The sequence below is a fragment of the Sphingomonas psychrotolerans genome, from assembly GCF_002796605.1.
Classification (GTDB): Bacteria; Pseudomonadota; Alphaproteobacteria; order Sphingomonadales; family Sphingomonadaceae; genus Sphingomonas; species Sphingomonas psychrotolerans.
On the sequence record NZ_CP024923.1, the window covers coordinates 1,141,630 to 1,159,599 of the forward strand.

Below are 17,970 nucleotides of genomic sequence, written 5' to 3' on the forward strand. Positions count from 1 at the left end.
GCGGGACGGGCACAGGAGGAAAGTCAGGCGGACGCCAGCCGTCCGTCGACCTGGTCGAGCTCGCCGGTCTCGCGGGCCTTCTTGCCGTAGACCGCTTCGAACAACGGCGTGGCCATCACGGTGGTGACGATCGCCATCAGCACCAGCATCGAGAACAAGGTGGGGCCGATGATCCCCTTCTGGAGGCCGATGTTGATGATGATCAGCTCCATCAGCCCGCGCGAGTTCATCAGCGCGCCGATGCCGAGCGCGGTGCGGTTGTCCTCGCCCGAAAGCCGCGCCGCCGCCCAGCACGCGCCGAACTTGGCGAGGACAGAGACCGCGAGCACGCCGAGGGCGATGAGGAGGAGCGACACCGAATTGACCATGTCCAGCCGGGTGTTGAGTCCCGAATAGGTGAAGAACATCGGCAGGAGGAGGACCACCGCGAGCGGCTCGACCTTGCGTTTGAGCTCCTCGACAAACAGCCCACGCGGCATGCAAACGCCGATCAGGAAGCCGCCGAAGATCGCGTGGATCCCGATCGCGTCCATCAGGAAGGCCGAGAGGCAGAACAGCAGCATGGTGATCGCGAGCATCTGGCTGCTCATCTCGCCCCGCGCCTCGACCGCGCGGCCCAGCGGGGCGAGCAGTTTGCGCCCGAACAGGATCATGAACCCGGTATAGAGCACCGCCCCGCCGATCGCGATCACCGCCACGCCCGGCCCCGCCCCGAAGGTCGCGAGCACCAGTGCCAGCACGCACCACGACGCCGCGTCGTCAAAGGCTCCGGCGGTGAGCGTCAGCGTGCCGAGCGACGAATTGGCGAGCCCACGCTCGTTGATGATCCGGGCGAGCATCGGGAAGGCAGTCAGCGCGATGCAGGCACCCATGAACAGAGTCGCGTTGCCCTGGCTGATCCCCGGCGCGAACAGCCCCGGCACGGTCAACAGGAACGGAGTGATCAGCGCCGCCAGCGCGAACGGCGCCGCGATCCCCGCCGCCGACACCGCCGCCGCGCTCTTCGCTTTGGACTGGAAGTGATCGAGCCGCAGCGTCAGCCCGACCATGAACATGTAGAGCCCCACGCCCAATTGCGCGCCGACATAGAGCACGTTGCGGGTCTCCTTGGGGAAGATCGCATTCTGCAGCTCGGGGAAGAACAGCCCGAGCAGCGACGGCCCGAGCACCACGCCGGCGATCATCTCGCCGACGACCTGCGGCTGGCGGAACAATTTCTGCCCGAGCCAGCCGACGACGCGGCAGGCGAGGATGATCACTGCGAGCTGCAGGAAGAAATGGACGCTGAAATCCGCGGGCGAATAGCTTTTGACGGCATTCACTGCCGGTCCGTGCGGATTGAGCACGTCGGTCAACGCGAACCAGGCATTGTCGAGCAAATCAGACATCAAACCTCCCCCGATGCATGTCGCGCGGGCATCTTGAGTGCCTCCCGCTAATCACAGGGAGCGTCGCATCCGGCCGCTGCGCAATGTCTAAATCGGGGCCTGCCGGCATTTTCCGGAAGCCGGGAAGCTTTGTGTTGCATGGTGCGCACACAATAGTAACGTACCTACATGACAACGCGGACAAGATAGCGACATAGGTACGATATGAAGGTGATCGGCAGCCGCGAATTCAACCAGGACGTCAGCGCCGCCAAGCGAATCGCGCGACTCGAACCGGTGTTCGTCACCGATCGCGGTAAGCCCACGCATGTGCTGATGAGCATCGACGCCTTCCGCCGGATGAGCGGCCGGCGCGAAAGCATCCTCGACCTGCTCGCGATGCCCGGCGCCCGGGAAACCGAACTGGCGCCGCCCGAGCGCTGGGACCGTCCCGAACCACGCTGATGTACCTCCTCGACACGCCGATAGTCTTCGAACTGCGCAGGGCCCGCGCCGGCGAGGCTGATCCGGGGCTCGCCGCCTGGGCTGCAAGCGTGGCGCGCGAGCGGCTATTCCTGTCAGCGATCAGCCTCGTCGAGCTGGAGGCCACGATCGAGCGGACCACGCGGCACGACAAAACCGCCGGCGCGGCGCTGCGCAGCTGGCTCGACGTCCAGCTGCTGCCGGCGTTCGAGGGTCATATCCTCGCGCTCGACGCGGCAGTCGCGCGCCGCCGCGGCCAGCTCGCGCTCGTCGACACCCGCGACGCGCTGTTCGCCGCCACTGCGCTCGAGCACGGCCTGACGCTCGTCACCCGCAACCTCGCAGCCTTCAAAGGCACCCGCGTCAAGCTGTTCGACCCGCGCGACTATCGCGCCAGCGACGAAGAGGACACCGATTGGCGCACCGCTGTGCGCAGCAGCGCGGCGTGGCTGCGTAACCCGTTCGTCCGGAGCTGAAGCCAGCGGTCTGGCCCGGTCTTTCTAAGGCGCGCTGACGCCGCTGCAACAAACCGACATATGATTGTAACGCAACGCCGCCAGTGGAGCCGGTGCCGGCGCAGGGTCCCCTCCTGCCGCGCCGGCTCTCCCCGAACTACGGGGCGGCTCCGGCCGCCCCGGCTTTTTGGCTATTCGGGGCGGTGGCAAACCGCTTCGATATTCTGCCCGTCGGGATCGCGCACGAAAGCGGCGTAGTAATTCGGATGATAATGCGCGCGGATGCCCGGGCCGCCATTGTCGGTGCCGCCGGCGGCCAGCGCAGCGGCGTAGAAGGCGTCAACCTCGGCCCGGCTGTCGACTGCGAAAGCGATATGGGTGCCAGCCCCGACTCGCTCTTCGTCACCTATCCAGAAAAAGGGTTTGCCGTCCTTGCCATAGCCGATCGCAGTGCCCGCCCCGGTCTGTTCGGGAGTGACGCGCATCAGCTCGGCAATGCCGAGCGGAGCGAGTGCGGCGGCATAGAAGGCGCTCGATTTGGCGAGGTCTGAAATGGCGAAGCCGACATGGTCGATCATGATGAAGTCACTCCTGGCTTAGGGAAACAGGTCCACGACCTCGGCGCCTTCGCCCTCGGCTTCAAGCAGCAAGGTGCGGTGGCAATGTTCGGGATTGCGCTCGAAGCACAGCAAGGCGCTCGGCTTCTCGGCGGCGAGCGCACGCATCTTCGCCGCCTCGGCCTGCGCTTCGGGCAGTCCGAGCTGCACCTCGTACACCGCCTCCAGGGTTGCGACATCGCCTTTCTTGGCCGCGTCGCGCCCGGGCTTGGGCGTGCCGAGATTCTTCAGCAGGACATAGTCGATCCCGGCATCCTTGAGGCTGGCCGCAAGGATGTTCTTCGAGAAGCCCGGCCGCCGCGACAGCGGAACGGCACGCACATCGATCACCCGCTCGACACCCGCCTTGTGCAGCGCCGCGATGAACTCGGCCATCGTGGTCGCTTCATAGCCGATGGTGAAGATCTTCATGTCCTCAGGCTCCGCACGACGCCCCAGGCGATCAACGCCTGTCCGGCGAAATAAGTCGGCCAGATCAGCAGTCCCGGCAGCGCCGACCCGGCCAATGGCCCGATCTGGCCAAAGATGAGCAGATCCGACAGCACGAACAATGCGGCGCCCAGCGCCACGCTCCTCTGCGGGAAGCAGCTGATCGCGGCGGTGCCGAACATCGCGCCGAGCCCCGCGGCGTACAGCGCGATACCGGGCGCCGCCGCCCGGTCTGCCGGCAATGCCCATCCCGTCGCCGCCACCGCCACCGCGATCACCATTGCCTGCCACAACGCGCCCTCGCGGTTGCGCAGGTACAGCACCACAGCGACGACATGACCCGCAAGAAAAGCGATAGCACCGGTCGTCAGCCCGTGCGTTTCCAGCAGTACATCGCCCAGTGCGCCCAGCCCCAAAGCCGCAGCGATCAGCCAGCCGTCGACCGAGCGTGCCTGCGTCGCCGCCCACAACGCCAGCAGCCCGACGCCCGCTCCCTTCCAGACCGCGTTGATCGTCGGCGCGGCGGCGATCCAGTGCGTCGCATAATAGCTGCCCCCGGCGACCAGCGCGGCGAGGAAGAGCAAGCGAGCGATCCGGGCGTCCATGCGCCGAACATAGCGCCGTCACGCCCTTTGTCATGCGCCGCACATACCGCTATTCGCCCGACCGTGACTCATGACATCCACATCATCGGCGGCGGCCTTGCCGGCTCCGAAGCCGCCTGGCAGCTCGCTTCGGCCGGGTACAAGGTCAAGCTTTCCGAAATGCGCGGCTCCGGCAGCATGACCGCCGCACACCAGAGCGACCGCCTCGCCGAACTGGTCTGCTCCAACTCGTTCCGCTCGGATGACGCCGAGCGCAATGCGGTCGGGCTGCTCCATCAAGAGATGCGCGATCTCGGCTCGCTGATCCTGACCCAGGGCGACATCCACAAGGTCCCCGCCGGCTCGGCACTGGCGGTAGACCGCGACGGTTTTGCCGACGGCGTGACTGCGGCACTGGCGGCGCACCCGAACATCACTATCGTCCGCGAGCGGGTCGACCAATTGCCCGCCGAGGGTCTGACCATCGTCGCCACCGGGCCGCTCACTGCCCCCGGCCTCGCCGAAAGCATCGGCACCGCGACCGGCAAGGAGAGCCTCGCCTTTTTCGACGCGATCGCGCCGATCGTCCATTTCGAGAGCATCGACTTCACCACCGCCTGGTACCAGTCCCGCTGGAACAAGGGCGAGGGCAAGGATTACATCAACTGCCCGATGTCGAAGGACGAATATGTCGCCTTCCACGCCGGGCTGCTCGCCGGCGAGAAGACCGAATATCGCGAGTGGGAGAACGTCCCTTATTTCGAAGGCTGCATGCCAATCGAAGTGATGGCCGAGCGCGGTGTCGACACGTTGCGCTACGGCCCGATGAAGGGCGTCGGGCTCGACGATCCACGCACCGGGCGCTGGCCCTATGCCGTGGTCCAGCTGCGCCAGGATAATGCGTCTGGCACGCTGTGGAACATGGTTGGCTTCCAGACCAAGCTCAAATATGGCGCGCAAGTCGAGCTGTTCCGCACCATTCCCGGGCTGGAGAACGCCGAGTTCGCGCGGCTGGGCGGGCTGCACCGCAACACTTTCATCCGCTCGCCCGAATTGCTCGATCCCACGCTGCGCCTCAAATCGCGCCCGAACATCCGCTTCGCCGGCCAGATCACCGGCTGCGAAGGCTATGTCGAGAGCGCCGCGATCGGGCTGCTGGCGGGGCGGTTCGCCGCCACCGAGCTGGCGGGGCAAATACTTCCGCCGCCGCCGCGCGAGACCGCGCTCGGCGCGCTGCTCGCGCACATCACCGGTGAGGCGGAGGTGGAGACCTACCAGCCGATGAACGTCAATTTCGGCCTGTTTCCGCCGATCGAGGGCCGCTCGAAAAAGGCCGATCGCAAGCTGATGTATACCAGCCGGGCGCGCGAAGCGTTCAACGGCTGGCTGCCCGCCTAGTCCTCGGCCTCTTCCTTCACCGGAGCGGCCGGGCAGACGCAGCGGGGCTTTGCCCCGGCGCGTGGCTTGGGTGCCGTCGCGACGAACTCCGCTCGGGTCAGTGCGCCTGACTTGTCGGCGTCCGCACCGGCGAATTTTGTCGTGGTCTTGATCGCCCATTCGTCGAAGTCGAGCCGCCCGTCATGGTTGGTATCGAGCTTGGCGAAGGCCTTGTGCCGCGCGACCAGATATTCCTCGCGAGTCACCGCATCGTTGCGGTCCTTGTCGAATCGGTCGAAGCGCTTCTGCTCGCGCGTCTTTGCGCTCGCCTTGGGCGCGTCTGCCGGCAGTGGCTCGTCGGCTATCGCCGCCGCGGCGCGGGCCGCCGGGGCCGCTGGAAGTTTGAACTCGGAAGCGGCCGAGCCGCGAAACAGGAACATGCCTGCGAGCATCAGCAACGCCGCTGCGCCCGCGCCTGCGAAATAGCGCCACATCGAAGGTCTCCCCCGATCGTCGAAGGCGACAGGCTACGCCTGTGGCGCGCGCTGGCAAGCCCCTATCTGCCGGTCAGGCGATGCCATAACAGCCGGCCGACCCGGTGCGGCGCGCCGGTTCGTGACGGCGTACCCTCGGGCACCCGCAAATCCAGCCGCGCCAGATGGGCCAGCGCGCCGAGCGCCCGGCCGTTGCGGCTCCAGCGCCTGGCCGCCGCCGTATCCAGCAGGGGAATAGCAATGGCTCTCGCGATATCGGCTTCCCCGGAACCGCGAAGGTTGCGCGACAGATCCGCCAGCGCCCAGCCCTGCCCCGCCTCGGCGAGCGGGTCGCCCGGCCCCGCCCCCATCGCCGCACCGGCCGCGACGAACAAATGCCCCCGCCCCTCCGCGAACCGCCGCAACGCGTCAGGATCGAGCACTTCTTCCTCGATCAGCACTTCCCAGCCATGGACGATCGGCACCAGCGACGCGCCGCTTACGCCTTTCGGCATGACCTCGCGCTCCAGCGCCGTGAGCACCGGTTCGGCGGGCGCGGGCGACTGGTCCAGCCGCGCCAGCGCCTCGCGCCACCAGGCGAGCCGCATCTGGCCCAGCGCCGGCTCGCGCGTCGTCCTGAGCAGCAGCGCCAGTGCATCGTCGAGCGCCAGCAACGCCTGGAGCGCGTGCCTACCCTCCGGCCGCGCGTAGGACAGCGCCAGCATCCGCTCGGGATCGGCGCCGGCGTCTCCGGTCATGCCCCTAGGCTCCATAAGCGCTGCGTTAACCAACTGAATTTAGACAGCGTTAGCTGTGCGCGTGGCAATACGTCGCGTTGATCGGGGACCGGGATCGCAATCATGGTGGGCAATCGGCAGAGCTTGACGGAGGCACGGGCGTTCCTGACGCGCCTTGCCCGCGATACGCGCGCCAATACGCTCGCGCTCATGACGATGGCGCTGATTCCCCTCGCCGGGATGGTTGGCGGCGGCATCGACATCAGCCGCATGTACATCGTCAAGACGCGCCTGCAACATGCTTGCGACGCGGGCGCGCTGGCGGGCCGCAAGATGATGGGCGGCGGCAGCTGGTCGGCGAACACCTATGCCGCCCGCGGCGAGGCCGAGCGGTTCTTCGACGCCAATTTCAATCCCAACGCCTATGGCACCACGCTCGAAGCGGCCGCTGATCGCCGCAGCTTCACCGAGGCCGCGGGCAAGGTGACCGGCACCGCGCGCGCGATCGTGCCGATGACCTTGATGCGTATCTTCGGCAAGACCAGTGAGACGCTCAGCGTCACGTGCGACGCCGAAATGCGGCTGCCAAACACCGACGTGATGTTCGTGCTCGATACCACCGGCTCGATGGATTTCTGCCCGAACGGCAGCCAGACCTGCAACGGCGACGCCAATTCGCGCATCGCCGCGCTGCGCAAGGCTGTGAAGTGCTTCTATCAGATCGTGGCCCGCCTCGACGTGCCCGATGTCAATTGCAACACCCCCGACCCTGAGCCGAGCGGCGGCACCGGCAATCAGGTGCAGATCCGCTTCGGCTTCGTGCCCTATTCGACCAACGTCAATGTCGGCAGGCTGCTGCCCAACGACTATTTCGTCGACGAGGCGCCCTATCAGACGCGTCAGGCGAACCTGGCCGTCCCGCCGCAGAGCACTCGCACCTATTGGGAAATCTATGGCGGCGGTTCGCTCAGCCAAGGCAATTGCCTGAGCTTCATGAAGAACGAGACGTTCGGCAGCTTCACGCCGACGGCGCTCAATTCGGGCGGGCCGAACCCGGCGCCGACGGTCGTATCGAGCTTCCCGCATGACGGCGGCGCGAGCGACGGAAACGAATGGGGCTGGTCGTCGGCCAGCGATACCAGCGGCAATACCAAGAGCTGCCGGCGCAGGCGCACCGACACCACCACCTTTTATGTCGAGAAGTTCGCAAGCTGGACCTACAATCAGCTGCCGGTGACCGTCAGCGGCCTCAAGGCCGGCGGCAGCAGCTGGAACAATTCGTTCAGCTGGCCGGTCGGCGACACCAGCGTGGGCAACGATGTAACCAACGCCACGATCACGTGGAGCGGCTGCATCGAGGAGCGCGACACCGGCGAACCGACGACGGACTTCGACCCGATCCCGTCGGACAAGCTCGACCTCGATATCGACACGGTGCCCCATAACGACGCATCACGCTGGAGGCCGGCGCTGCCGCGCCTGATTTTCACGCGTGGCGCCTCCTTTTCCGGCACCAATTATGACGGCAACACGTGGAATTCCTGGAATCACGGCAGGACCGACGGCTGGCAAACCGGATCGATGACGACGCCTACCGACTACGGCAACAATTCGACCTTCTTCTGTCCTACCGAGGCGCGCAAACTGCAGTCGTGGACCGATGCGTCGACGTTCCAGACCTATGTCAACAGCCTCGATCCGAACGGCAACACCTATCACGACATCGGGATCATCTGGGGCGCGCGCCTGATGTCGCCGACCGGCCTCTTCAAGACCGAGAACGCCACCACGCCGGGCGGTGGCGAGATCGAGCGGCATATGATCTTCATGACCGACGGCGACACCAATGCGAACGCCGGCGACTATGCGGCCTATGGCCTGCCGTTCTTCGATCATCGCCAGACCGAGGATGAAAACCCCACCAAGGCAGAGCTCGACGAGCAGGTGAATCTGCGCTTCCTCGCCATCTGCCAATGGGTCCGGAACAAGAAGATCACCCTGTGGGTCGTCAATTTCGGCGAGGGCCAGGCCCAGGCGACGCAAGACCGGCTCGAGCAATGTGCGTCGGAGGGCCGCTATTTCTCGAACACCGACTCCGCCGGTCTGCTGCAGACTTTCAAATCGATCGCCGACCAGATCTCGCAGCTTAGGCTCACCAAGTGATCGGGTTCATCCCTCACCTGCGCCGGATCGCGCGCGATGAGCGCGGCGCCACGGTCGTCGAATTCGCGATAGTGGCTCCGGTGATGGGCCTGCTGCTTCTCGGCGCATTCGACGTGGCACACACGCTCTATATGCGCGCGGCGCTGGAGGGCGTGGTGCAAAAGGCCGCGCGCGACGCGACGCTCGAATCCGGCCTCGTCAGCGCCACCCAGACCGCGCTCGACGACAAGGTTCGGAACCAGATCAAGACCCTCGCCAACAACGGCACGGTGACGATCACGCGCCAATGGTATCGCAACTACGAGCAGGCCGCGGGCTCGCGGTTCGAGCCCTGGACCGATACCAATCACAACGGCATTTGCGATGGCCCGCAGGGTCTTACGCCAGGCGAACCCTATGAGGATACCAACGGCAACGGCGTATGGAATGCGACGGGCGGCAATCTCAGCCAGGGCGGCGCCAAGGACGCGGTGCTCTACACCGCGACGGTCACCTATCCGCGTTTCTTCCCGCTCAACAATTTCATCGGCGGATCGAGCACCACCACGGTGCGCGCCCAGACGATCCTGCGCAACCAGCCTTATGGCGATCAGGGCGCGCCGGCAGTGAGGACCTGCGCGTGAAGCACAAACTCGCCCTGCTCCGGACGACTGCGCGCCGGTTCGGCCGCGACACCAGCGGGCTGGCGCTGCTCGAATTCGCCTTTTCGCTGCCAATCGTGCTGACGATGAGTCTCACCGGCGCGGAGCTGACCAACTATGTCATCACCAAGATGCGCCTCAGCCAGATCGCGCTGCAAATCGCCGACAACTCCGCGCGCATGGGCTCCGGCAGCCAGCTCGAATCGAAAAAGGTCTACGAAAGCGACATCAACGACCTGCTCACCGGCGCCGATTTTCAATCCGGCCAAATGGGCCTGTTCACCAATGGGCGCGTGATCATCTCGAGCGTCGAACCGCATGAGACGACCGCCAACAAATATCGAATCCGCTGGCAGCGCTGCAAGGGCAGCAGGACCGCCTGGGTGTCGAGCTATGGCAACCCCACGACGACGACCAGCGTCGACGGAGTCGGGCCCACCGGCCGGCAAGTCATCGCGCCGCCGAGTGGCGTCGCGATGTTCGTCGAGGTGCGTTATCAATATCAGCCGCTGATCAAGACGTCGCTCTCGCCCACCACCGAGATGAACGAGATCGCGTCGATGATGGTTCGCGACGCGCGCGACACCAGCGATGACAGCTTCATCACCGTCAACGGGGTCAAGCAGTCCAACCCCAATGCCCAGCATCCCAACGGGGTCTACAAGGGAGGCGTCACCGCCTCGACCTGCTGACGACGGGCGGCGGGGCACCAAAGTCCCCCGCCCCGCCATCAACCGCGGTACGTCACCTTCTTCACTGCCGCGATCACCCGCGCCACGTCGACCAGAGCGAGCTTCTCCAGATTGGCGGCATAAGGCAGCGGCACGTCTTCGTTGGTGACGCGCAGCACCGGCGCGTCGAGGTCGTCGAAGCCCTGCTCCATCACCACCGCCGAAATCTCCGAAGAGATCGAACAGACCGGCCAGCCTTCCTCGACCACGACGAGGCGGTTGGTCTTCTTGAGGCTCTCGAGCACCGTCGCGGTATCGAGCGGACGCAGCGTGCGCAGGTCGATCACTTCGGCGTCGACTCCCTCGCCCGCCAGCTTCTCCGCGGCTTCGAGGGCGAGCCCGACGCCGATCGAATAGGATACGATCGTCACGTCCTTGCCCGCCCGCACGATCCGCGCCTTGCCGATCGGCAGGACGTGATCGTCGAGCTTGGGCACGTCGAAGCTGCGGCCGTACAGCAGCTCGTTCTCGAGGAACACGACCGGATCTTCGCTGCGGATCGCCGCCTTGAGTAGCCCCTTGGCATCGGCCGCGTCATAGGGCGCGATCACGATCAGGCCGGGGACGCTGGCATACCATGGACCATAATTCTGCGAATGCTGTGCGCCGACGCGGCTCGCGGCGCCGTTGGGGCCGCGGAACACGATCGGGCAGCGCATCTGTCCGCCCGACATGTAATTGGTCTTCGCGGCCGAGTTGATGATGTGGTCGATCGCCTGCATCGCGAAGTTGAAGGTCATGAACTCGACGATTGGCTTGAGGCCACCCATCGCGGCACCCGTGCCGACCCCGGCAAAGCCATATTCGGTGATCGGGGTATCGATCACGCGCTTCGGACCGAACTCTTCGAGCAGGCCCTGGGTGACCTTGTAGGCGCCCTGATATTCCGCGACTTCCTCGCCCATCACGAAGACGCGCGGATCGGTGCGCATTTCCTCGGCCATGGCATCGCGCAGCGCCTCGCGCACCGTCGTCTTGACCATCTCGGTGCCTGCGGGGATCGCGGGGTCGGAGACCGTGGCGGCCTTGTTGCTGGCCAGTTGGGCCGTGCCGCTTTCGGCCTTCTTTGGCGCGGGAGCCTCGGACTCCTCGCTGGCCTTCTGCTCGGTCGCCGGCGCCTCGGCCGGAGCGGACGCAGCGGAGGCTTCCTCGCCTTCGCCCGCGATCATCGCGATGACGGTGCCGACCTTCACGTTATCGGTGCCTTCGGCGACGAGAATCTTCGCGATCGTGCCTTCGTCCACCGCCTCGAATTCCATCGTCGCCTTGTCGGTCTCGATCTCGGCGAGGATGTCGCCCGACTTCACCGTGTCGCCTTCCTTGACGAGCCACTTGGCGAGCGTGCCCTCTTCCATGGTCGGCGACAGTGCCGGCATCTTGAGTTCGATCGCCATCTCAATAAGTCTCCACCAGCACGTCGGTGTATAGTTCCGCGGGGTCGGGTTCGGGGGTCTGCTCGGCGTAATCGGCGGATTCGTTCACCACCTTGCGGATCGCGGCCTCGAGCGGCTTGAGATCCTCTTCCTTCACGCCCAGCGCTTCGAGTTCGCGCTTTACGGCCTCGATCGGATCGGACTTGTCGCGGACCGACTGGACTTCCTCGCGGCTGCGATATTTGGCGGGATCGGACATCGAGTGACCGCGGTAGCGATAGGTCTTCATCTCGAGGATGATCGGACCCTTGCCCGCGCGGACCCAGGCCAAAGCCTCTTCGGCAGCGCCGCGGCAGGCGAGCACGTCCATGCCGTCGACCTGGATGCCAGGGATGCGGAAGCTCTCGCCGCGCTTGTAGAGCTGATCCTCGGACGAGGAGCGGTTGACGCTGGTGCCCATGGCGTACTGATTGTTCTCGATCACATAGATGATCGGGAGCTTCCACAGCTCGGCCATGTTGAACGATTCGTAGACCTGGCCCTGGTTCGACGCGCCGTCGCCGAAATAGGCCATCGCGACGCCGCCATCCTCGTTATATTTGTGCGCGAAGGCGAGCCCGGTGCCGAGCGAGACCTGCGCGCCGACGATGCCGTGCCCGCCGTAGAACTTCTTCTCGGTCGAGAACATGTGCATCGAGCCGCCCTTGCCGCGGCTGATGCCAGCACCACGCCCGGTCAGCTCGGCCATGATCACCTTGGGATCGATGCCGTAAGCGAGCATGTGGCCGTGATCGCGATAGCCGGTGATCACCGAGTCCTTCTCGCCGTCGAGCGCCGACTGCAGCCCGACCGCGACCGCTTCCTGGCCGATATAGAGGTGACAGAAGCCACCGATGAAGCCGAGCCCGTAAAGCTGCCCCGCTTTCTCCTCGAAGCGGCGGATCAGCAGCATCTGCTTGTAGAATTCGAGCAGCTGCTCCTTGGACGCCTTGTACCGTTCTGGTTCGTTGGGACGTTCGCGGTTCGGTACCGCAGGTTCGGTGGACGCTATGCGTGCCGGTGCTTTGGCCACAGGAAATCCTCATGCCCGGGGGAGGTCAATGCGGCGCCTATAAGCGCGTTCCCGGCCCGGACGCAACGTCGACGCGCGGAGAAGCAACGACGTTCCGCCAGGAAGCCGCTGCGCGCGCTCCGGCGGGCGTCGGAAGCCGAAGGGCTTCGCCCACGCAACCGAAGCGGCGCTGCGCCGTTACGACCGCCTGATTGCCGGGAGCCAGGGATGATCGAGAAGTCTAGCCGAGTCCTCGCTGCGCTCTCGAGCGCGCCGGGTCCGCACGCCACATGACCCGCCAGCCAAATGTCGCCGCCACTTTCGCGGCGAGACTGGGTTTCGCCGCGCGGGGGCTCGTCTATCTGCTCGTCGGCTGGTTCGCGCTCGATGCGGCGCGTCTCGGCAGCGCGCCTGCCGACAATCAGGAAGCGATGGGATCACTGCTGGACAAGCCGCTCGGCCACATCCTTGTCGCCGCGATCGCAGTCGGTCTCGCCGGCTACGCGCTGTGGCGGCTGAGCGAGGCTGTGCTCGACCCCGAGCGCCGCGGCTCCGAGCCCAAAGCGCTCGTGGAGCGTATCGGCTTCGGCTGGAGTGCGTTGGTCCATGCCTTCCTCGCGGTCTATGCCGGCAGGCTGGCGTTGCATTTCACGCGCCCCGAGACCAACCCGAGCGAGGAGCGCGCGCGGAGCTGGTCGGGCTGGCTGCTCGATCAGCCCGGCGGCGAATGGTGGCTCGGGCTGGCAGGATTGCTGCTGATCGCGGGCGCCGGCGCGCAGGCCTGGAAAGCATATCGCGGCAGCTTCGTGCGCGAACTGGCCGGCGACGTGCCGCTGCCGCGCTATGTCTGCCTTGCCGGACAGATCGGCTATGCCGCCCGTGCAGTCGTCTTCCTGCTCATCGGGTGGTTCCTCGTCCACGCGGCGTTCGAGGCGAGCCCTGATCAGGCAGGGGGCATCGGGCAGGCGCTGCGCACCTTGCGCGAGCAGCCGCAGGGACCGTTGCTCCTCGCGGTCGTGGCGGTGGGGCTGATGCTGTTCGGTGTCTACAGCCTGGTGGAAGCCCGGTTTCGCCGGATCCGCGTCGGCAAATGACCGGTCTTACTTGTCGAGCGGCACGATCACTTCGTCGGGCCGCGCGACGTTGAGCTGCTTGCGCACCAGCTCGTCCACCATGTCGGGATCGGCGCCGCGCTTCGGATCGAGCAGATCGACCCGGTTCTTGAGTTCAGCGCGCTTCCTGGCGATCGCGGCATATTCGACGTTCTTCTGCGCGAGCTCGGCGCGGAATTCCCTGGCCGCGACGATTCCGGTCGGGCCGAGCACGGCATTGTAGCCGAAAAAGCCGACGGCGATGAGCACCGCGGCGGGAAGCCCCGCGCGGCGCAAAAGAGTACGGATCGGAGAAGTGCGCGCCATAAGGTTGATTTTCGCGTAACCAGAGTCGTTAAGCAAGGCCGCAGTTTCACTTAGCGCACGGCCCGCCACCGGCGCTCCCCTCCCGCAAGCGGGAGGGGAATTCTTACTTCAGCACCGACCTGCCCGCATAGCGTGCCGCATCGCCCAGCTCTTCCTCGATCCGGATGAGCTGGTTGTACTTGGCGAGCCGGTCCGAGCGCGCGAGGCTGCCGGTCTTGATCTGCCCGCAATTGGTGGCGACCGCGAGGTCGGCGATCGTCGCGTCCTCGGTCTCGCCCGAGCGATGCGACATCACGGCGGTATAGGATGAACGCTGGGCGAGACTCACTGCCTCGAGCGTCTCGGTTAGCGTGCCGATCTGGTTGACCTTGACCAGCAGCGAATTGGCGTAGCCGCCGTCGATGCCGCGCTGGAGCCGCTTGGGGTTGGTGACGAACAGATCGTCGCCGACCAGCTGGACCTTGCCGCCGATCGCGTCGGTGAGTGCCTTCCAGCCCTCCCAATCGTCCTCGGCCATGCCGTCCTCGATCGAGAAGATCGGATATTTGGCCGCAAGCCCGGCGAGGAAGTCGACATTTTCGAGGCTGGAGAACGTCTTGCCCTCGCCCACCATCTTATAGACGCCGTCCCTATAATATTCGGTCGCGGCGCAATCGAGCGCGAGCATCACGTCGTCGCCCGGCGTGTAGCCCGCCGCCTCGATCGACGACATGATGAAGTCCAGTGCGTCGGTGGTCGAGCTCAGGTTCGGTGCGAAGCCGCCTTCGTCGCCCACGCCGGTCGCAAGACCCTTTTCGTGAAGCTTCTTCTTGAGCGTGTGGAAGATTTCCGACCCGCAGCGGACTGCCTCGACGATGTTCTCGGCGCCGACCGGCACGATCATGAATTCCTGGAAGTCGATCGGATTGTCGGCATGCTCGCCGCCGTTGATGATGTTCATCATCGGCACCGGCAGAAGGTGTGCGTTGACTCCGCCGACATAGCGATAGAGCGGCAGCCCGCGCGCCTCGGCAGCCGCCTTGGCCGCGGCAAGGCTGACGCCGAGGATCGCATTGGCGCCCAGCCGGCTTTTGTTCTCGGTGCCGTCGAGTTCGATCATCGCGCGGTCGAGATCGGCCTGGTCCTCGGCGTCGAGCCCGAGCACTTCCTCGGCAATCTCGCTGTTCACCGCTTGCACCGCGCCCTCGACGCCCTTGCCCAGCCAGCGCGACTTGTCGCCGTCGCGCCTCTCGACGGCTTCGTGCGCCCCGGTCGAGGCGCCCGAAGGCACCGCGGCGCGGCCGAAGCTGCCGTCTTCGAGCAGCACATCGACCTCCACCGTGGGATTGCCCCGGCTGTCGAGGATCTGGCGGGCATGGATGTCGATGATTGCGGTCACGTAACGGTCTCCCTACTTAGGGTATATTGGATTGCCCGAGGGCGCGCGCGAGCCTCTAACCGCTCCTGTGCCCCCGGGCAACGCAGAGGATGGAACCGGCGCCGACGGCCATGGTTCTCTGCACGACAAACGGAAAGGGCCCAAGCCATGGCTGACGAGAACAACAAGTCCACCGGCGACGAGCAAGTGAGCTTCGAAGCGGATCCCAAGCTCGAGGCGACGGCAAGCAACGCCGGCCCCGCGGCGATCAATTTCGAGGCGGCCGACGATCTGGCCGAGCCGAAGCGCAGCTCGACTCAGCAGCTCAAGGAAGAAGCGTCGAAGCTCGGCACCCAGGCGGCGGACCGCGCCCGCGAATTCGCGGGCCAGGGCAAGGAGCGGGCAACCAGCGCGCTCGATGAAGTCGCCAAGATGTTCGAAGGTGCTGCGCTCGATGTCGATTCGCGGCTCGGCGAGGAATATGGTCGCTACGCGCGTTCCGCCGCGCAGGGCATTTCGAGCTTCGCCGACAGCCTGCGCAGCAAGCAAGTCGACGATCTGATCACCGACGCGACCGATCTGGTGAAGAAGAGCCCGGTGATCGCGGTCGGAGCGGCAGCCGCGATAGGCTTCGTCCTCGCGCGACTGATCAAGTCGGGCGTCGACGCCGCCTCGGACCCTGGCGAGCGCCAGCCCGCTGACACTACCGAAAACTGACGGGCGCCGGGGGGTGGCCGAACCGGAGACGGAGAGCATCGGCGCGCTGATCGGGCGGCTGGTCGCGGACGGCAAGGGCTATGCCCATGCCGAGCTCGGTTATTATCGCACGCTCGCGGCTAGCAAGCTCGGCGAAGCGAAGCTCGGGCTGATCTTCGGCGCGGCGGCGTTGGTGATCGCGCTCTGTGCGATTACAGCGCTGCTCGTCGGACTGATTCTCGCGCTCGCGACGCTGATCGGCCCCGGCTGGGCCACCTTGATCGTCATCGCCGCCGCATTGGCGCTCTCCGCCCTGCTCGGCTGGCTGGCATATACCCGTATCCAACGGTTGTTCGGGAGCAAAGGATGAGCACCGATCCCGGCCTGCTCGCTGCCGAGGCGCAGGTCCGTAACGCCCGCGCCCGGCTGTTCACGACGCTGGGCGAAGTGCAGGAGCGGCTCAAGCCCGTCAACCTGGCGCAGAACGCAGTGGAGACCGCCGCACAAGGCGTCGCATCGACGGCGCGCAAAGGCGTCGAGGTGGTGCGTTCGCGGCCCTTCGTCGCTGCGGCGATCGCCGGAACGGTCGGACTGGTGTTCGCGCGCGGCTGGATCGCCGACCTGCTGCGCCGCCGCAATGAAACCGCCCCCGCCGTGGAGGGTTTGAACAGCAAGACATCCGCGAAGCCCGCGAAGAAAGGACAACCAAAATGACCAATGCCAGCAGCAATGCGCAGCCCGGCACCACGAGCGGCACGACGAAAGGCCGGACGCGCGACGCAGTCGAAGGTCTCGGCGACAATCCCGTCGCGTTGCTCGCCGGCGGAGTCGCGCTCGGCGTGCTGGTGGGCGTGCTGCTCCCCCGCGCCGCGAAGGAGCGCGAACTACTCGCCCCGGTCGGCCGCCAATTGGCGGAACGCGCCACTGCCACCGCGCGGGCAGTCAAGGACGCGGGTCGGCAAGAGATCGACTCGCTGCTTCCCGGCCGCGACGCCACCAAGGAAAAGGTGACTGCATTGTTCGGCAACATCCTCGACGCAGCCAAGACGGCCGGGCAAAAGGCCTAAGGATCAGTTCGGGGTTGAGCGGTTAAGGTTTTGCCCGGTATGGGCAGCGCCAACCCGCTCTCCCCAGGAGTATCGATGAGCAAGCTTCACCTCGTCTTCGGTGGTCGCGTGACCGACCCGCAGACGCTCGACTTTCAGGATCCCTCCAAACTCGACGTCGTCGGTGTCTTCCCCGATTATGCCAGCGCCGAGAAGGCGTGGCGGGCCGCGGCGCAACGCACCGTCGACGACGCCGAGATGCGTTATGTCGTCGTCCACCTCCACCGGCTGCTCGAGCCGGATCTGGAGAAACCGGCGGCGTAACGCCCGACGCCTCGGGATCAGGCCCGGCGCCATCTCCACATCAGCAGCGGTTTGGCGAGCGCGAGGCCGGCGAGAAATCCGCCGATATGCGCTCCCGCCGCCACGGCCACGCCAGCACCGAGGAAGGCATAGGCCGTCATCAGGTTGAGCACGGTCCACGCCACTGCCAGCCATGCCACGTGCACCGCCTGCGCCGGGATCGGCCCGATCGCCTGCGCGCGTGAACGCCCGAACAGCAACGAATAGGCGCCAACCACCGCCGACGCGGCGCCGCTCGCGCCGATCATCGGCGTGATCGACTGCGGATCGGGAAGCCATTGCGCAAACGCCGCGGCATAGGCGCCGACGACGTAGAGAATCAGAATCCCCCAGGGGCCCACGGCGCGTTCGGTCTCGCGTCCGGTGAAGCCGAGCATCAGCATGTTCATGGCGAGGTGCAACAGCCCGGCGTGGAGCAAGGTGCAGCTGAGCGGCGTCAGCAGCGCGGGCACGGCGAGATAGTCGGTCTCGATGCCGCTCAACCGCGCCGGGATGAATCCCGCGCGCATGCTCGCCTCATAGGCGCTGACACCGCCAAGCGTGACGACGATACTCACTACCGCCGTCACGATGATCAGGACCGCAGTCGCCGAACTCCGGCGCATCGCC

At 65.9% G+C, this 17,970-nt stretch carries 23 protein-coding genes; 12 read left to right on the top strand and 11 right to left on the bottom strand.

What is annotated here, in order from left to right:
- Positions 1 to 23: 23 nt before the first annotated feature.
- Complete coding sequence (locus tag CVN68_RS05140) at positions 24 to 1,388, bottom strand: cation:proton antiporter (RefSeq protein WP_100281254.1); 1,365 nt, start codon at positions 1,386 to 1,388, stop codon at positions 24 to 26.
- Positions 1,389 to 1,592: 204 nt separating this feature from the next.
- Here CVN68_RS05140 and CVN68_RS05145 point away from each other — a divergent pair, with 204 nt between their 5' ends.
- Both CVN68_RS05145 and CVN68_RS05150 read left to right on the top strand, forming a co-directional pair.
- The gene (locus tag CVN68_RS05145) at positions 1,593 to 1,832 is read left to right on the top strand and encodes a type II toxin-antitoxin system Phd/YefM family antitoxin (RefSeq protein ID WP_100281255.1); all 240 of its coding nucleotides are present in this window, start codon (positions 1,593 to 1,595) and stop codon (positions 1,830 to 1,832) included.
- Positions 1,832 to 2,326, top strand: coding sequence for a type II toxin-antitoxin system VapC family toxin (locus tag CVN68_RS05150; RefSeq protein ID WP_100281256.1), 495 nt, complete (start codon positions 1,832 to 1,834; stop codon positions 2,324 to 2,326). Before CVN68_RS05145 ends, CVN68_RS05150 begins: the two co-directional genes overlap by 1 nt.
- 170 nt (positions 2,327 to 2,496) lie before the next feature.
- Here CVN68_RS05150 and CVN68_RS05155 read toward each other — a convergent pair whose 3' ends face one another.
- Genes CVN68_RS05155 through CVN68_RS05165 form a run of 3 tightly spaced genes read right to left on the bottom strand, consistent with a single transcriptional unit; the run spans position 2,497 to position 3,956 of the window.
- Positions 2,497 to 2,883: a VOC family protein gene (locus CVN68_RS05155; protein ID WP_100281257.1), complete on the bottom strand. Its 387-nt coding sequence runs from the start codon at positions 2,881 to 2,883 to the stop codon at positions 2,497 to 2,499.
- A gap of 18 nt (positions 2,884 to 2,901) precedes the next feature.
- Complete coding sequence (locus CVN68_RS05160) at positions 2,902 to 3,333, bottom strand: DUF488 domain-containing protein (protein ID WP_100281258.1); 432 nt, start codon at positions 3,331 to 3,333, stop codon at positions 2,902 to 2,904.
- Positions 3,330 to 3,956: a lysoplasmalogenase family protein gene (locus CVN68_RS05165; RefSeq protein ID WP_100281259.1), complete on the bottom strand. Its 627-nt coding sequence runs from the start codon at positions 3,954 to 3,956 to the stop codon at positions 3,330 to 3,332. Before CVN68_RS05165 ends, CVN68_RS05160 begins: the two co-directional genes overlap by 4 nt.
- A gap of 63 nt (positions 3,957 to 4,019) precedes the next feature.
- Here CVN68_RS05165 and trmFO point away from each other — a divergent pair, with 63 nt between their 5' ends.
- The gene (trmFO, locus tag CVN68_RS05170; RefSeq protein ID WP_100281260.1) at positions 4,020 to 5,333 is read left to right on the top strand and encodes a methylenetetrahydrofolate--tRNA-(uracil(54)-C(5))-methyltransferase (FADH(2)-oxidizing) TrmFO; all 1,314 of its coding nucleotides are present in this window, start codon (positions 4,020 to 4,022) and stop codon (positions 5,331 to 5,333) included.
- Here the strand turns inward: trmFO and CVN68_RS05175 are convergent.
- Both CVN68_RS05175 and CVN68_RS05180 read right to left on the bottom strand, forming a co-directional pair.
- The gene (locus CVN68_RS05175; protein WP_100281261.1) at positions 5,330 to 5,806 is read right to left on the bottom strand and encodes an EF-hand domain-containing protein; all 477 of its coding nucleotides are present in this window, start codon (positions 5,804 to 5,806) and stop codon (positions 5,330 to 5,332) included. The two genes, trmFO and CVN68_RS05175, sit on opposite strands and share 4 nt — an antisense overlap.
- A 62-nt stretch (positions 5,807 to 5,868) precedes the next feature.
- Entirely contained in the window at positions 5,869 to 6,543 is a 675-nt protein-coding gene (locus CVN68_RS05180; RefSeq protein WP_100281262.1) for a squalene/phytoene synthase family protein, read from the bottom strand.
- A 123-nt stretch (positions 6,544 to 6,666) separates the two neighbouring features.
- Here CVN68_RS05180 and CVN68_RS05185 point away from each other — a divergent pair, with 123 nt between their 5' ends.
- From CVN68_RS05185 to CVN68_RS05195, 3 genes are read left to right on the top strand one after another with little or no spacing between them, the layout of a single operon-like run.
- Positions 6,667 to 8,685 carry a TadE/TadG family type IV pilus assembly protein gene (locus tag CVN68_RS05185; RefSeq protein ID WP_158298744.1) on the top strand — a complete coding sequence of 673 codons (2,019 nt, stop codon included), beginning with the start codon at positions 6,667 to 6,669 and terminating at the stop codon, positions 8,683 to 8,685.
- Positions 8,682 to 9,308 carry a TadE/TadG family type IV pilus assembly protein gene (locus CVN68_RS05190; RefSeq protein WP_233503585.1) on the top strand — a complete coding sequence of 209 codons (627 nt, stop codon included), beginning with the start codon at positions 8,682 to 8,684 and terminating at the stop codon, positions 9,306 to 9,308. Before CVN68_RS05185 ends, CVN68_RS05190 begins: the two co-directional genes overlap by 4 nt.
- Entirely contained in the window at positions 9,305 to 10,018 is a 714-nt protein-coding gene (locus CVN68_RS05195) for a TadE/TadG family type IV pilus assembly protein (RefSeq protein ID WP_100281264.1), read from the top strand. The genes CVN68_RS05190 and CVN68_RS05195 overlap by 4 nt, the downstream gene beginning before the upstream one ends.
- Before the next feature lie 38 nt (positions 10,019 to 10,056).
- Here CVN68_RS05195 and CVN68_RS05200 read toward each other — a convergent pair whose 3' ends face one another.
- Both CVN68_RS05200 and pdhA read right to left on the bottom strand, forming a co-directional pair.
- A complete protein-coding gene (locus CVN68_RS05200) occupies positions 10,057 to 11,451 on the bottom strand; it encodes a pyruvate dehydrogenase complex E1 component subunit beta (protein WP_100281265.1) in 1,395 nt (464 codons plus the stop codon).
- Between the two features lies 1 nt (position 11,452).
- Complete coding sequence (pdhA, locus tag CVN68_RS05205; protein WP_100281266.1) at positions 11,453 to 12,502, bottom strand: pyruvate dehydrogenase (acetyl-transferring) E1 component subunit alpha; 1,050 nt, start codon at positions 12,500 to 12,502, stop codon at positions 11,453 to 11,455.
- 269 nt (positions 12,503 to 12,771) lie between these two features.
- Between pdhA and CVN68_RS05210 the strand changes: the two genes are divergently transcribed.
- Positions 12,772 to 13,575, top strand: coding sequence for a DUF1206 domain-containing protein (locus CVN68_RS05210; RefSeq protein ID WP_100281267.1), 804 nt, complete (start codon positions 12,772 to 12,774; stop codon positions 13,573 to 13,575).
- A gap of 6 nt (positions 13,576 to 13,581) precedes the next feature.
- On the opposite strand, the gene CVN68_RS05215 is transcribed toward CVN68_RS05210, so the two are convergent.
- Together CVN68_RS05215 and eno are read right to left on the bottom strand one after the other, a co-directional pair.
- Positions 13,582 to 13,899 carry an FtsB family cell division protein gene (locus tag CVN68_RS05215; RefSeq protein ID WP_100281268.1) on the bottom strand — a complete coding sequence of 106 codons (318 nt, stop codon included), beginning with the start codon at positions 13,897 to 13,899 and terminating at the stop codon, positions 13,582 to 13,584.
- A gap of 103 nt (positions 13,900 to 14,002) precedes the next feature.
- Positions 14,003 to 15,277 carry a phosphopyruvate hydratase gene (gene eno / locus CVN68_RS05220; protein WP_100281269.1) on the bottom strand — a complete coding sequence of 425 codons (1,275 nt, stop codon included), beginning with the start codon at positions 15,275 to 15,277 and terminating at the stop codon, positions 14,003 to 14,005.
- Between the two features lie 147 nt (positions 15,278 to 15,424).
- Between eno and CVN68_RS05225 the strand changes: the two genes are divergently transcribed.
- The 5 genes from CVN68_RS05225 to CVN68_RS05245 all read left to right on the top strand — a co-directional run bounded on the left by CVN68_RS05225 (position 15,425) and on the right by CVN68_RS05245 (position 17,322).
- Positions 15,425 to 15,973, top strand: a complete 549-nt coding sequence (locus CVN68_RS05225; protein ID WP_233503586.1) for a hypothetical protein — start codon at positions 15,425 to 15,427, stop codon at positions 15,971 to 15,973.
- A gap of 13 nt (positions 15,974 to 15,986) precedes the next feature.
- Positions 15,987 to 16,322 (top strand): phage holin family protein, encoded by a 336-nt coding sequence (locus tag CVN68_RS05230; RefSeq protein WP_100281270.1) that lies wholly within the window; start codon positions 15,987 to 15,989, stop codon positions 16,320 to 16,322.
- Complete coding sequence (locus CVN68_RS05235; RefSeq protein WP_199560215.1) at positions 16,319 to 16,666, top strand: DUF3618 domain-containing protein; 348 nt, start codon at positions 16,319 to 16,321, stop codon at positions 16,664 to 16,666. The genes CVN68_RS05230 and CVN68_RS05235 overlap by 4 nt, the downstream gene beginning before the upstream one ends.
- Entirely contained in the window at positions 16,663 to 17,019 is a 357-nt protein-coding gene (locus tag CVN68_RS05240) for a hypothetical protein (RefSeq protein ID WP_233503587.1), read from the top strand. Before CVN68_RS05235 ends, CVN68_RS05240 begins: the two co-directional genes overlap by 4 nt.
- A 75-nt stretch (positions 17,020 to 17,094) precedes the next feature.
- On the top strand, positions 17,095 to 17,322 hold the full coding sequence (locus tag CVN68_RS05245) for a DUF4170 domain-containing protein (protein WP_100281271.1): 228 nt from the start codon (positions 17,095 to 17,097) through the stop codon (positions 17,320 to 17,322).
- A gap of 17 nt (positions 17,323 to 17,339) precedes the next feature.
- On the opposite strand, the gene CVN68_RS05250 is transcribed toward CVN68_RS05245, so the two are convergent.
- On the bottom strand, positions 17,340 to 17,966 hold the full coding sequence (locus CVN68_RS05250; RefSeq protein WP_100281272.1) for a rhomboid family intramembrane serine protease: 627 nt from the start codon (positions 17,964 to 17,966) through the stop codon (positions 17,340 to 17,342).
- Positions 17,967 to 17,970 lie beyond the last annotated feature (4 nt).